General features: G+C 52.1%; 14 protein-coding genes and 1 tRNA gene. 8 read left to right on the top strand and 7 right to left on the bottom strand.

Going from position 1 to position 13159, the window contains the following annotated elements; genetic code table 11:
• Window positions 1-6 precede the first annotated feature (6 nt).
• From B5G09_RS08890 to B5G09_RS08855, 8 genes are all read left to right on the top strand, one after another.
• The gene (locus tag B5G09_RS08890; RefSeq protein WP_087309653.1) at window positions 7-678 is read left to right on the top strand and encodes an MBL fold metallo-hydrolase; all 672 of its coding nucleotides are present in this window, start codon (window positions 7-9) and stop codon (window positions 676-678) included.
• Window positions 675-1406: an FkbM family methyltransferase gene (locus B5G09_RS08885; RefSeq protein ID WP_087404915.1), complete on the top strand. Its 732-nt coding sequence runs from the start codon at window positions 675-677 to the stop codon at window positions 1404-1406. Before B5G09_RS08890 ends, B5G09_RS08885 begins: the two co-directional genes overlap by 4 nt.
• Window positions 1396-2073, top strand: coding sequence for a tRNA (guanosine(37)-N1)-methyltransferase TrmD (gene trmD, locus B5G09_RS08880; RefSeq protein WP_087404914.1), 678 nt, complete (start codon window positions 1396-1398; stop codon window positions 2071-2073). The genes B5G09_RS08885 and trmD overlap by 11 nt, the downstream gene beginning before the upstream one ends.
• A gap of 96 nt (window positions 2074-2169) precedes the next feature.
• Window positions 2170-3306: a lipid-A-disaccharide synthase gene (gene lpxB / locus B5G09_RS08875; protein ID WP_087404913.1), complete on the top strand. Its 1137-nt coding sequence runs from the start codon at window positions 2170-2172 to the stop codon at window positions 3304-3306.
• Window positions 3303-3935 (top strand): fumarylacetoacetate hydrolase family protein, encoded by a 633-nt coding sequence (locus B5G09_RS08870; RefSeq protein WP_087404912.1) that lies wholly within the window; start codon window positions 3303-3305, stop codon window positions 3933-3935. Before lpxB ends, B5G09_RS08870 begins: the two co-directional genes overlap by 4 nt.
• A gap of 219 nt (window positions 3936-4154) precedes the next feature.
• A complete protein-coding gene (locus B5G09_RS08865) occupies window positions 4155-4751 on the top strand; it encodes a Maf family nucleotide pyrophosphatase (RefSeq protein WP_087309643.1) in 597 nt (198 codons plus the stop codon).
• Complete coding sequence (locus tag B5G09_RS08860) at window positions 4748-6718, top strand: S46 family peptidase (RefSeq protein ID WP_087404911.1); 1971 nt, start codon at window positions 4748-4750, stop codon at window positions 6716-6718. Before B5G09_RS08865 ends, B5G09_RS08860 begins: the two co-directional genes overlap by 4 nt.
• A gap of 218 nt (window positions 6719-6936) precedes the next feature.
• Window positions 6937-7022, top strand: a tRNA-Leu gene (locus B5G09_RS08855).
• Between the two features lie 110 nt (window positions 7023-7132).
• Here B5G09_RS08855 and B5G09_RS08850 read toward each other — a convergent pair.
• The 7 genes from B5G09_RS08850 to B5G09_RS08820 form a co-directional block, all read right to left on the bottom strand.
• Entirely contained in the window at window positions 7133-7417 is a 285-nt protein-coding gene (locus tag B5G09_RS08850) for a hypothetical protein (protein ID WP_087404910.1), read from the bottom strand.
• On the bottom strand, window positions 7414-7752 hold the full coding sequence (locus B5G09_RS08845) for a hypothetical protein (protein WP_143256521.1): 339 nt from the start codon (window positions 7750-7752) through the stop codon (window positions 7414-7416). The genes B5G09_RS08850 and B5G09_RS08845 overlap by 4 nt, the downstream gene beginning before the upstream one ends.
• A 120-nt stretch (window positions 7753-7872) precedes the next feature.
• Window positions 7873-8721, bottom strand: coding sequence for a WYL domain-containing protein (locus B5G09_RS08840; RefSeq protein ID WP_162608258.1), 849 nt, complete (start codon window positions 8719-8721; stop codon window positions 7873-7875).
• A 101-nt stretch (window positions 8722-8822) separates the two neighbouring features.
• Window positions 8823-9491 carry a hypothetical protein gene (locus tag B5G09_RS08835; RefSeq protein ID WP_087404907.1) on the bottom strand — a complete coding sequence of 223 codons (669 nt, stop codon included), beginning with the start codon at window positions 9489-9491 and terminating at the stop codon, window positions 8823-8825.
• A gap of 515 nt (window positions 9492-10006) precedes the next feature.
• A complete protein-coding gene (locus tag B5G09_RS08830) occupies window positions 10007-10939 on the bottom strand; it encodes a phage/plasmid replication protein (protein WP_143256520.1) in 933 nt (310 codons plus the stop codon).
• Complete coding sequence (locus tag B5G09_RS08825; protein WP_087404905.1) at window positions 10932-11246, bottom strand: helix-turn-helix domain-containing protein; 315 nt, start codon at window positions 11244-11246, stop codon at window positions 10932-10934. The genes B5G09_RS08830 and B5G09_RS08825 overlap by 8 nt, the downstream gene beginning before the upstream one ends.
• 225 nt (window positions 11247-11471) lie before the next feature.
• Window positions 11472-12869 (bottom strand): phage integrase SAM-like domain-containing protein, encoded by a 1398-nt coding sequence (locus B5G09_RS08820; RefSeq protein WP_241147621.1) that lies wholly within the window; start codon window positions 12867-12869, stop codon window positions 11472-11474.
• Window positions 12870-13159: the final 290 nt, after the last annotated feature.

The raw sequence follows: 13159 nt of genomic DNA, 5'->3' as shown, positions 1-13159 counted from the left end.
ACAGCTATGAAAATCGCCTGCCTGACCTTCAATCCGATACAGGAGAACACCTACCTCCTCTGGGACGACACCTCGGAATGCGTCGTCATCGACGCCGGGAACTCCTCGCCGCGCGAGGATGCCGCCCTGGACGACTTCATCGCCCGCCACGGCCTGAAACCCGTCCTGGCCGCCAATACCCACGGACACTTCGACCATACGCTCGGCGTCGAACACCTCAAACAGCGCTACGGAATCCCCTTCGCCCTCTCGTCGAAGGACCGCTTCCTGGTCGACAACGCCGCCACGAGCGGCTCGGTCTTCGGCGTCAGGATCGGCGCAATGCCCTCGACCGACATCGACCTCGAACAACAGCAGGAGATCCGCTTCGGCCAAACCCGCCTGCAGATTCTCCGCACCCCGGGCCATACGCCCGGCCACGTGGCCTTCTACGAACCCGAATCGAAGTCGCTCTTCACGGGCGACACGCTCTTCCGCGAGTCGATCGGGCGCACGGACCTTCCGGGCGGCGACTACTCGTGGATCATGCGCTCGATCCTCGACGTGATCGTCCCGCTGGGCGAGGAGGTGCGCGTCTACCCGGGCCACGGCCCCGAGACGACGATCGGCCACGAACTGCTCTACAACCCCTTCATCGTCGAGGTCCTCAACGAGGAGGTCAACTACCGCAACCAATGAAGGCACCGATTCACCGTCTGCTCTACCACATCCTCCCGCTCGAGGGATACCTCCGTGTCGTAAGCCGGATGTTCTTCCTCTGGCAGCGCCTCGGCATCGGCCGCTACGCCCCCGCCACGGAGTATGTCTATCACCTGCCGCAGCTGGTCCACGAGGGCGACACCTGCATCGATATCGGTGCCAACCTCGGCTACTACGCCCGCACGATCTCCCGCCTGGCCGGCCCCTCGGGCCGGGTGCTGGCCGTGGAGCCCGTCGCGCCGATCCGCAAGGTCCTGAGCCGCAACCTGCGCCGCTGCTCCAACGTCGAGATCCTCCCCTACGCCCTCGGCGCCGAAAACCGCGACGTGGCCATGGGAAACGACTCGGCCCGCAAAAACGGATACCTCGGTACCGGGCAGAACTTCGTCAACGACTCCGGCGAGCGGGCAGACGTGGAGTTCACGGCCCGCATGCGCCGCGGCAGCGAGCTCTTCGCCCGGCTCGAGAGGCTGGACTTCATCAAGTGCGACATCGAGGGCTACGAACTGACGGTCATGCGCGAGATGCGGCCCCTGCTGGAGCGCTTCCGCCCCACGGTGCTCATCGAGACCGGCGGCGGGAACCGTCCCGAGATCATCCGCCTCTTCACCGCGCTGGGATACCGGGGCTTCACCCTCGACCACGGAGGCGAAATTCCGCTTACCCCCGAATCGACCAAAGACATCATCTTCCGCCATGCGCATTGACATCATATCCTCGGTACCCGATCTGATGACCTCGCCCCTGAACGAGTCGATCCTGCGGCGCGCGCAGGAGAAGGGGCTCGTGGAGATCGTCGTACACAACCTCCACGACTACGCACACGACCGCCGCAAAACCACCGACGACTACCCCTTCGGCGGCGAGGCCGGCATGGTCATGAAGTGCGAACCGGTCTTCGAACTGGTCGAAAAGCTCCAGAGCGAGCGCACCTACGACGAGATCATCTACACCTCGCCCGACGGCGTGCGCTACGACCAGCACGAGGCCAACCGCCTCTCGATGCTCGAGAACATCATCATCCTCTGCGGCCACTACAAGGGGATCGACCACCGCATCCGCGAACACCTCGTCACGCGCGAGATCTCGATCGGCGACTACGTCCTGACGGGGGGCGAACTGGCCGCCTGCATCATCGCCGACTCGGTGGTGCGGCTCATCCCGGGGGCGATCGGCGACGAGGCCTCGGCCCTGACCGATTCGTTCCAGGACAACCTGCTGGCACCGCCCATCTACACCCGTCCGGCGGAGTTCCGCGGCTGGCGGGTTCCGGACGTGCTGCTGTCGGGCAACTTCGCCGAGATCGAAAAGTGGCAGGACGAGCAGGCCTACGAACGCACCCGGCGGCTGCGCCCCGACCTGCTGGAGAGATAACACCCCGACACCCGGGTGACGGCCGGCCATCCCCGCCGCAAGGCACGGATCCGCCGAACCCTCCCCCGCATCGGACCGCAAACAAGCGACTTGCACATGAAATACTACCTCATCGCCGGCGAGCCTTCGGGCGACCTGCACGGCGCCAACCTGATCCGCGGCCTGCGAAAAGCCGACCCCGAGGCCGAGTTCCGCTTCTGGGGCGGCGACCTCATGGCCGAGGCCGGCGGCCGCGAAAACCTCCAGATGAACTACCGCGAAACGTCGTTCTTCGGGGTGGTCCAGGTACTGAAAAACCTCGGCACGATCCGCCGCCAGATGCGCCAGTGCCGGGAGCAGATCGCCGCATTCGCCCCCGACGTGGTGATCCTGATCGACTACCCGGGCTTCAACCTGAAGATCGCCCGCTGGGCCCGGCAGCAGGGGCTCCGTACGTTCTATTACATCGCCCCGAAGGTCTGGGCCTCGCGCGAGGGACGTATCCGCGCCATCCAACGCGATGTCGACCGACTGTTCATCATCTTCCCCTTCGAGTGCGACTACTTTCCGCGTCACGGCATCCGCCCCATTTTCGAGGGCAATCCGCTCGTCGACGCACTCGCGGAGCGCCTGCCCCAACTGCCCCCGGCCGATGAGTTCCGTCGTCGCAACGGCCTCGACGCACGACCGATCATCGCCCTGCTGGCCGGCAGCCGCCGCTCGGAGATCCGCAAGAACCTCCCGCTGATGGTCGCCCTCGCACGGCGTTTCCCCGACCAGCAGTTTGTCGTGGCCGGCGTATCGTGGCTCGAACCCTCGCTCTACGAGGAGTATCTGGCCGGCACCCCGCTGCGCCGGGTCTGCGACCAGACCTACGAAACCCTCCGGGCCGCGGAGGCCGCCGTCGTCGCATCGGGTACCGCCACGCTCGAAACCGCCCTGCTGGGCGTCCCCGAGGTGGTGGTCTACCGCCTCTCGTGGATCGAATATCACGGCATACCGCTCTTCCTGCACTGTCCGTGGGTCTCGCTGGTCAACCTCAACCTCGGGCGCGAAGCGGTCGCCGAGGTGCTCCAGTCGAACCTCGACATCTCGCGCGCCGAACGCGAGTTGCGAGCCATCCTCCCGGGCGGTGAGCGCCGCGAAAGGATGCTGGCCGACTTCGACCGGCTGCGCACCATCATCGGCGGCCCCGGCGCCAGCGACCGCTTCGCGCGCCGCATGGTCGAACTGCTCAAAAACCCAAAACCATGAAGATCATCTGCATCGGACGCAACTACCGGGCCCACGCCGAAGAGCTGCACCACACGACCGGTCTGGCCGAAAGCGGCGCCGAGCCCCTCTGGTTCATGAAACCCGACACGGCGCTGCTGCGCAACAACGACCCCTTCTACATTCCGCACTTCTCGCAGGAGGTGCACTACGAATGCGAGCTGGTCGTGCGCATCAACCGCGTCGGACGGGCCATCTCCGAGCGATTCGCCCACCGCTACTACGACGAGGTGGGGCTCGGCATCGACTTCACGGCCCGCGACCTGCAGCGTGAAGCTATCGCCCAGGGGCTTCCCTGGGAGCGCTGCAAGGCCTTCGACCACTCGGCGGCCCTCTCGCCGCAATTCCTGCCGCTCGCCGAACTGGGCGGCAACGTGCAGCAGCTGCACTTCACGCTCGACATCGATGAAGAGCGCCGCCAGACGGGCTCGACCGCCGAGATGATCTTCACGGTCGACCGGCTGATCGCCGCCGTCTCGCAGTATGTCACGCTGCGCATGGGCGATCTGCTCTTCACCGGAACGCCGGCCGGGGTCGGTCCCGTCTGCCCCGGCAACAACCTTCGGGCCTCGCTCGAGGGGCACGAACTGCTCAACTTCGACATCCGGTAGCAAGGGGCCGACGAGGGACCGCAGAGGGATCGGCGAGGGGCTGGATGACAGGACCGGATGACAGGACCGGATGACAGGACCCGCCGCCCGAGCTCCCGAATTCCCAAGCCCCCGGACAACCGGCAAACCGGCCGGCGCTCCGAACAGCCGAGCGGCCCAACCCCTGCACCCGCCGCCCGCCGAAACAGACAAAAAAACAAAAACAACCTGCACGAAAACATGCTTTTACACGAACAACTCCACTCCCGACGGCTGCTGCTGGCTTCGCAGTCGCCCCGCCGCCGGGAACTCCTCACGGCCTGCGGGCTCCCCTACGAACTGGCCCCGAAATACGACTGCGAAGAGCGCTACCCGGCCGATCTTGCAGCCGAAGAGGTCCCGCTCTACCTCTCACAGCTCAAGAGCCGCGCCTACCCCGCACCGCTCGCCGAAGGCGACATCCTGCTGACGGCCGACACCGTGGTGGTGCTCGACGGACGGGTGCTGGGCAAACCCCACGGCCGCGAAGAGGCCGTCGCCATGCTCCGCAGCCTCTCGGGACGCCGCCACACGGTAGTCTCCGGCGTGACCCTCCGTACGACGGAGCGCATCCACTCGTTCGAGGCGCGGACCGACGTCTGGTTCCGGCCCCTCACGGATGAGGAGATCGACTACTACGTCGACACCTTCCGCCCCTTCGACAAGGCCGGCTCGTACGGCATTCAGGAGTGGATCGGCTATGCCGCCATCGAACGCATCGAAGGATCGTTCTACAACGTCATGGGACTCCCCGTCCAGAAAGTATACACCGAACTGAATAAATTCCTCAACGCATGAAACGCACCCTGTTCTCGCTTCTGGCCCTCTTCAGCCTGCTGACCGCCGCAGCCGACGAGGGCATGTGGCTCCCGAGCCTCATCGCCTCGCGCATCGACGACATGCGCGCCAAGGGATTCCGCCTCACGGCCGAAGACATCTACTCGATCAACCGCGCCTCGATGAAGGATGCCGTGGTGCTCTTCGACGGCGGATGCACCGGCGAACTGGTCTCCCCGGAGGGGCTGCTGCTGACCAACCACCACTGCGGTTACGATGCCATCCAGCGCCATTCGACCGTCGAACACGACTACCTGACCCACGGTTTCTGGGCCCGTTCACGCCAGGAGGAGCTTCCGAACAAGGGGCTCAACGTCCGTTTTCTGGTACGCATGGAGGAGGTGACCGACCGCATCGCCGCCGGTGAGACCCCCGAGGAGATCATCCGCCGCGCCGAGGCCGAGGGGGAGGGTTACAAGGCCACCGTCGAGCAGATGTATTACGGCGACCAGCAGTTCCTCTTCCTCTACGAGCAGTTCGACGACGTACGTCTGGTAGCCGCCCCGCCCTCGTCGATCGGCAAGTTCGGCGGCGACACCGACAACTGGATCTGGCCCCGCCACACGGGTGACTTCTCCGTCTTCCGCATCTACGCCTCAAAGGAGAACAAACCCGCCGCCTACTCGCCCGACAACGTCCCCTACCGGCCGAAAAAGTACTTCACGATCTCGACCAAAGGGTTCCGCGAGGGGGACTTCACGATGATCTACGGTTTCCCGGGCAACACCCAGGAGTATATCCTCTCGGATGCCGCGGAGTACATCGCCACGCAGTCCGACCCGGCCAAGATCGCCATCCGTGACGGCCGCCTCGAGATCATCGCCCGCGCCCAGGAGAGCGATCCGGCGCTGCGCATCCACTACGCCGCCCAGCGCGCCACAATCGCCAATGCCTGGAAGAAGTGGCAAGGCGAGGTGCTGGGCCTCACGCGCCGGAAAACCGTCGAGATCAAACGTCAGCGCGAAGAGGCCTTTGCCCGCGAAAATTCCCGCGGCGCGAAGCTGCTGCGCGAAATGAAGGCCGAATATCAACGCATCATGACTCCCTATTTCGCCCGTGAAATCACGGTGGAGACCCTCCGGGCCCTGCCGGCGAAATATACCGACGAGGAGCGCGCCGAGGCGGTCTTCCCGGCCCGTCGTGAGACCGAGCGCGAACTGTTCCGCTGGCTCTTCGGCGAATACGCCCGCCGCTGTCCGGCCCAATACCAGGTGCCGGCCTTCCTCGACGGCGTAGCCCGAAGCGGTTCACCCGAAACCTTCGCCGAAGAGGTCTTCGAGGAGGTGTGGGCCGGCGCAGAGACGCCGCTGAGCGACTCGCTGCGCAACGGTTCGAAGCGCATGCTCGACCACATCACCTGGCTGCTGGGTACCGACCGCCTGCGCAACCTCACGAGCCGGCGTCTGAACGATCTCTACCGCGACTATGTCCACGAACTGCGCACCACGTGGCCCGACCACCCCTACTACCCCGACGCCAACCTGACGCTGCGCGTGGCCTACGGCGCCATTGCCGGCTACGAGTATGCCGATGGCGAGTACCACACGCCGCTGACGACCCTCGACGGGATCATCGCCAAGGACAACCCCGAGATCTACGACTACGACATTCCGCAGGCGCTGCGCGACCTCTACGCCTCGAAGGATTACGGGCGCTGGGGCGTGGAGATCGACGGACGGCGGACGGTTCCGGTCTGCTTCCTGGCCTCGAACCACACCACGGGCGGCAACTCCGGATCGCCGGTGCTGAACGCCCGGGGCGAACTGATCGGCATCAACTTCGACCGTACGTGGCGTTCGACGATGAGCGACATCGCGTTCGACCCCACGATCTGCCGCAACATCGCCGTCGATATCCGCTACGTGCTCTTCGTCATGGACCGCATCGGCGGTGCCGGTTATCTGCTCCGGGAGATGAAGATTAAATAGGACACAGGCACAACCTCCGCAGCGGCCGGGCCGGGATACGGTCCGGCCGTAACCGGAGCCTTCTTCCGGCTGCGGGGCCGCCCCCCGGAAGAAGATTTTCGAGTTTTTTCTCCGAAAATTTTGCAAATAGCAAAATAGTGCCTATATTTGCAGGCCCGAGAGATAATTCGGGAGGTCGCGCACAGGGTCGTACAAAAGGCCGTACAGATGCGTGCAATGCCCAGGTGGTGAAATTGGTAGACACGCTACTTTGAGGGGGTAGTGAACAATTGCGTTCGTGCAAGTTCGAGTCTTGTCCTGGGCACAAAACAAAAGAAGAGACAATTGATTTTCAATCAGTTGCCTCTTTTATTTTTCATTCCTGCACAAGAGTTGCACAAAAACCCATAAAGCCACAATTTTATTGGAGAAGAATTATTCAGTCCATAGCATATACAAACCTGCTTCTCCAAGGAACTTTTCCCCAAAACGGACCAAATCCATTTTCCCCATAAACAAAATTTCATCTTCTGTAAAGTCAACAGGATAATCATCAAAATGTTCATCATTATACGGTATGGGCTTTCTGGTTTTCATCATTTTATTCCACTTTGCCCAGGCTTTAGGAGTATCTTCAGGAACAAGACCCTTTTCTACAAGTTCATTCCATTTTTCATCTGATACTTTCCAAAACCGATCTTCATACTGCTCTCTTGTCATTCTGCCTCATATTTAAACTTATCATTCAAATTCACCCACCTATCCAATTCCTCCGTAAAAACTGAAAGCAACTCTTGTTGCAAGTTTCTCGGAAAAGTCGTATTCAACTTTTGCATATAATGATTTTGGACTGATGACTCCAATGAGACCTCCTCATAAACCCCGAACTTCAAGAATCGCTGCAAAAGATCAATGTAGTAAGTTCTACTATCAAAACAAACCTTTATCGCAAGACAAAGCGGATTATTCCGATCTTCCTTTCTGGTAAAAAGGATCAACTCATCTGAGCCCCACCCCAATGCTTCCAAATCATCAAGTTGAATCATGGTTTTCATCTACAAGTCATTTCAACCGGGTTCTCCCTTTCTTTATTGCATTCTCTTAATCTGTCCGGATATGAATATTACCCGACCTTGATAAATCAGTCATATCCTTTTTAATAATAAATAGAAAAATCAGCCCCTATTCTGTCCAACCGTCCGTTGAATGGCTTGCTCATAAATACGGATCAATTCATTTTTAAGATGCTGTGGAGCCAAAACTGTTACATCTTGTGTTTGAGACAACAACTCCATCATAAAATCATAGGTAATCCGGACCTGCAATCGAATTCTGTATTCCTGATCATTAGCCAGAATAACCTCTTGGCTTTCATGCAGAGGATGTGCAACATGATAGCGACCTCCCATAGGCGGAAAGGATAAAATTATCTCCTCTACGGGTTTATCCTTGTCAGAATAGATACCAATACAATTCTGATACTCTGTTTCTACATCAACATCCCGATCTCGGGAGAAACGATCGGAACTGATTGTGATATGAGAGATCCGATCCAACCCCCACGTTTTAATCTCTCCTGCCTCCTCGATCCTGCCATGAACCTCTTTGGCAAGAAGATACCATCTGCCATGATACTCTTTCAAGCCATAGGGCTCCACAACCCTCAATTGAGGAGCCGTATCATCAAATTTTGCATAAAGGATTTCAACTATACAACTCCGCTTAATGGCATGAATCAAGGGATATAAATGTTCTGTACCTTTATGCTGCCGTTTTTCAGGAAATACAAAGCCGGGCAACTTATTTTCGGCATATAGGGAACTCAACAAATCAAATGGTTCCAACACTCGTTCAAGATCGGATTGTTGATCCTCATCTTCCGGGATATAATACCCATTATTGGCTTTGGAATAATCAATGCTTATACCCAAATATTTTCTGATCTCCTGCAAATCCCGTTTAATGGTTCTCGAAGATGTCCCTATGCTTTCCGAATCATCATACAGGCTGAGATCATTTTCCACACAAGCACACAATTCCTCCATGCTGATATACCGATGACTCCGAATGTGCCGTATGATCAATAAATACCTTTGGATATACCCAACTTTCGACATATACTTGATTACTTATGCTCTGATCTTTTTTTCAGCAATTCCTCTCCCAATTTCCAGGTGATAATATCCACAACACGCAAATCAGTAACACCCACACAATCAAACATCTTTCTAAAAGACGCTATCCTGTCTGCATAAACAATTAGAACCTCCTCATACACCCTCTGGATGATTTCATATAGTTCCACATATTTATCAATCTTGTCTTTAATATCTGGCTGATAGGGAACTGCAAATCCAAACACTGTAGCCACATTCAAATCATAGATCGGATACTTTGCATCATTCATGATATTCAGCAATTTGGTCACGAATGAGAACTGCACTTTTTCAGTCTTTTGCTTATTTCTGTCCCGGGCATTCGAATCAACCAAATATTCCGTCAAATCACGAATATCACAGGTATCCGTATTTCTCAAAGTCTCCATCTTATTGAAATACTTTTCCATGAACTCATCCGAGACAAACCGTTTAATTCCATAAAAAAGAGAAAAAGCATTTATAAAATCACCATAAAACTTAACTCCTTTTTCATGATAGGCTCTTTTCAGAATAAGATAGGTTGACAGCGTAGAACTGATCCCAATGTAATTCCGCTGAAAGAAATCATCATTTACTTCTTTTCCAAAATGCTCCAACACATGTTTGACTTTCTTCTCCAACATAAGTGTATCCATATCAATAGTTTTTAGTTCTCGGAACTAAAATTACCACTATTGAATGCCATAGGATGTCCCTCTGCCAAAGAATTTTGCAAACAAAAAGCATGAGCTCAAATCTTATTCGTTTCTGAGGTATCGCCAAACACCTTTCCCCAAATAAGTAAAAGCCCATGCAAGAATACATGAGCATCAACTCTATTCTTGGGGATTCTTTTAATTTGGCGATTTTCAGAATCAAGAATAAGCTAACGCTTTATTTGCCGATATGTCGATTCTACTATTTTTCTGTTGGCTCTTTTTCCTTTATTTTGTTTGTAGTACAAATATACGGATTTTACCTTAAATCCTTTCTTATTTCAAAGATAAGACCTTTGTCCCTATAATCAGGCATCTTGAACAGACCAATGTCTCAAACACTTTCTAACTCTATAATTCATAAAGCTATCAACCCAGGCCTTTGTTATTTCTATATTTTGTATTCCATTACCTAATAGATATTAATAACAATATTTGTTAAGTTCATATCATGGTTATGATAATAGGATTTTTCTGTCAAGTTCCTTGATCAGATCATTCGGTTCGTTAAAAGCATATTTGCCGAGTAGATCTTCAAAACGTTCTTTCAGCCGCTTATAATAAACACTTTGCTTGTAGATAGAATAAGACTTGACTTTTGTGTATAATTCATTCAAAAAATCAGGACTTTTTTGCAGTCGATCAACCAGCAATTTTGCGAGCAACAAATCGCAGGTTTGTGTAGGGGTTCCTGTTTTTTTAAGATCAATGACTCCAATATAATAAGGTTCTTTCTTGATTGCCAAATACTCCGATTGATAAAACCTCAACAAAGAGTTAAAAAAACCTTCATCCATCAGCATATCTGCTGTTACAGGACTTTCCAAATTCAATTGCTTTTGCAATTGTTTTCTCAATCGTAGTTCATAACGAAGCAAATAACGATCCTCTACAACTTGATGACCACGCGACTTTATTTCTGCATTCTTATCGTAAAAACAAAGTTGTTTGGGTAATATCCTGCGTCTGTCCGTCCTGAATCCATAATACAAGGAGCCTATTTTCGTATGTCTGTCCAAGGTCGGATGCACGCCTAAACAATCAAAATAGAAAGCTGGATTCTCACAAGTATGATAAGTTTGCGCCAAATCCAACGAAACCACTTGTGCCTTGAATAAATCCAATCCCAAGATTTCCCCTAATTTATAAATGGCCAATGGTATCTCATCATTGGTCAATGTATGCAGATTTGTCCCATACAAGAAAGTCGCTACGCTTCCGACCAAATAAATCCCTTTTGACCTTAATATAACTCTGAAATTCTTGGCATTACCCTCCAAACAGGTACCATGCTTTTTAATATTGGATAATCGCTCCGCAACCTTCACAAATTCCTCATAGGTAATAGGCATTCGAAGACCCACCGTATCATACAGCCGTTTATTCATGGGAGCCTCCTTTCGCTGCATTGCCCAACAATGCTTTTAAATCGCTCAGCTTATACCTCCGCTTGCCCCCAATCTCACAAGGGATCAAATAGCCCCGTTCCTTCCATCGACTTATTGTTGATGGATGCACATTAAGAATCTCGCTAACCTGCTTGGCTGTCAAATACTTTTCTTGCTTTTGAGCAGCAATCTCATCCTCCAGCTCCCGCCGGGTTGCAGCAATCAAATAATCTGCAAATACTTTCAGTTCTCGAATAGATACAGCAACCGTAACATTCGAACCACTGTTCAACAAATCCAATAACATTCCGTTTCATATATCTTTTATCATCAATCCGCCAGACACCATAGGAGGTGACAGCTACCCAACTTCGGGTTTGGCAAATATATGGAATTATCCCCGATAAAAGAAATTAACAAACTGATAATGTTATATTTACAGATATAACTTTTATATTTTTATCTGCCGTTTTTCCCCTATTTTACGGGATAAAACAAGACTCAAAAAATCTTAAATATTTTTTTATTCCCACTACTCAATAGCAGCAACCAACTCTCTTTTCATTTCATCATCAATCGTTCTGTACCTCGCAAAAGCTCTACTCCCCGGGACATGACCAGATAAGGCTCCAACAAGATTTGGATCTTGCACTTTCTTATAAATATTACCGACAAATGTTCTTCGAGCCAAATGCGAGGAAGCAATTTCACTTAGTGGTACCTGCCTCTCCATCCTTGTGGTAGGATCAAGAATGGTAACAAATCTTGTTAAACCAACAGTTTTAAATATCAACTTAATATCATCATTATACTGCTGGGGATAGGTGAAGGGAAGTAGCTTGTTATCTTTCACAACTGGATAACGATCCAAAATCTCCTGCGCCGTTTTATTTAACGGCACCCGCAATGTTTCAGGATGGCCGTCTTTTGTTTTACGGGCAATATATTCAATGGCTCCATCAATAATATTGTCCTTTGTCATTCTGAAATAATCTCCTACCCGACATCCTATCAAACATTGAAACACAAATATGTCTCGTTGAACCGCAAGGTATTGATTCTCCGAAAAATCATATTGATAGAGTTTATTACGTTCTTCGACAGAAATATAGATTGGAGTGCCATAAACACACTCCCCAATAGAGTAATTGACAAATGGATTATTATTAGTTTTCCCCTCTCTGATGGCCCACAAAAAGAACGTCCGAAGTTTCAACATCAAACCACTAATCGTATTTTGTCCTCTGGGCTTTGGAGTCCGACTCTCCGGAACAGCTACATAAAGTTGCGGATACTGATCATAAAACAAATGCTCATCCCGAAGAAATTTATCAAAATTACAGATAGTCTCCGTATTAAAAGTATCCAAGTCCAAAACAAATGAATTCCGGCGAACGGCTATTTCATATAACTCATACCTCTTTAATGCCCTGCCCAACACTTTGCAAGCATTAATTTGAGCCTGTGATACATTTCTTTTCTCCAAAAAATCTTGAAAGACATCAAAGAATGTATATTTTTCTTCAACTTTATATTTTTCAGGATATAAAGCCTTGTCTATTTCAGCCGAAAGCCATTCCGAAGTCAAATCCTGCCTGTAACCTGCATGAAGATACAGCTGATTGATAATCGTTTTTATCCTTGCCACATTAGAATTGAACTCTACCCGCTCTTTGGCATCATATAAGACCTTCGATTTTATCTCTTCCCGTTTGGCATCCCAAAGAGCCGGATTAATCGTCAGTTTACTTTTATAAAAAAGTTGCACTCTACTTCCGTCACTCAAACGGAACCGCACATTTACAGGTTTTGACTTCTTTGTAGAAGTCCTTAAAAAAGCCTTTACAGTCGCCATTCTTTCTTGATTATTGTTGATAATACCTTGTGCAAATTCTCTTCTTTTGCACAAGAAAACTGCAACAATATACAATCATTGTCTTGAAGATGCAACTTTTCAAATTTTTTATTACATTGATTTTCAGCTACAAAATCCAGATTTTCCCATATATTAAGGGCAACTTTCGGCTATTCATTTTTTGTATAGTTATATAATTGTCCTGGGCACCAGAAACCGCGTCAGACGAAAGTTTGACGCGGTTTTTCTTTTTGCGTGTCCGCACCATGTCCGCAATTGCTCCGGCAAGAAAAATTCATCATCTTAAATTGTCTTAATTAACACAAAATGTCAGCAAAATTTTAGTAGGTTTAATATTCTCCTAC

The organism is Alistipes sp. An54 (assembly GCF_002159375.1).
GTDB lineage: Bacteria > Bacteroidota > Bacteroidia > Bacteroidales > Rikenellaceae > Alistipes > Alistipes megaguti.
This window is presented reverse-complemented; position numbering and strand designations above follow the sequence as displayed.

What these genes read in the sequence shown, in the direction of transcription:
- B5G09_RS08890 (WP_087309653.1), top strand. Translation starts at nt 7, where the DNA reads ATGAAAATCGCCTGCCTGACCTTCAATCCGATACAGGAGAACACCTAC.
- B5G09_RS08885 (WP_087404915.1), top strand. Translation starts at nt 675, where the DNA reads ATGAAGGCACCGATTCACCGTCTGCTCTACCACATCCTCCCGCTCGAG.
- trmD (WP_087404914.1), top strand. Translation starts at nt 1,396, where the DNA reads ATGCGCATTGACATCATATCCTCGGTACCCGATCTGATGACCTCGCCC.
- lpxB (WP_087404913.1), top strand. Translation starts at nt 2,170, where the DNA reads ATGAAATACTACCTCATCGCCGGCGAGCCTTCGGGCGACCTGCACGGC.
- B5G09_RS08870 (WP_087404912.1), top strand. Translation starts at nt 3,303, where the DNA reads ATGAAGATCATCTGCATCGGACGCAACTACCGGGCCCACGCCGAAGAG.
- B5G09_RS08865 (WP_087309643.1), top strand. Translation starts at nt 4,155, where the DNA reads ATGCTTTTACACGAACAACTCCACTCCCGACGGCTGCTGCTGGCTTCG.
- B5G09_RS08860 (WP_087404911.1), top strand. Translation starts at nt 4,748, where the DNA reads ATGAAACGCACCCTGTTCTCGCTTCTGGCCCTCTTCAGCCTGCTGACC.
- B5G09_RS08850 (WP_087404910.1), bottom strand. Translation starts at nt 7,417, where the DNA reads ATGACAAGAGAGCAGTATGAAGATCGGTTTTGGAAAGTATCAGATGAA.
- B5G09_RS08845 (WP_143256521.1), bottom strand. Translation starts at nt 7,752, where the DNA reads ATGAAAACCATGATTCAACTTGATGATTTGGAAGCATTGGGGTGGGGC.
- B5G09_RS08835 (WP_087404907.1), bottom strand. Translation starts at nt 9,491, where the DNA reads ATGGATACACTTATGTTGGAGAAGAAAGTCAAACATGTGTTGGAGCAT.
- B5G09_RS08830 (WP_143256520.1), bottom strand. Translation starts at nt 10,939, where the DNA reads ATGAATAAACGGCTGTATGATACGGTGGGTCTTCGAATGCCTATTACC.
- B5G09_RS08825 (WP_087404905.1), bottom strand. Translation starts at nt 11,246, where the DNA reads ATGTTATTGGATTTGTTGAACAGTGGTTCGAATGTTACGGTTGCTGTA.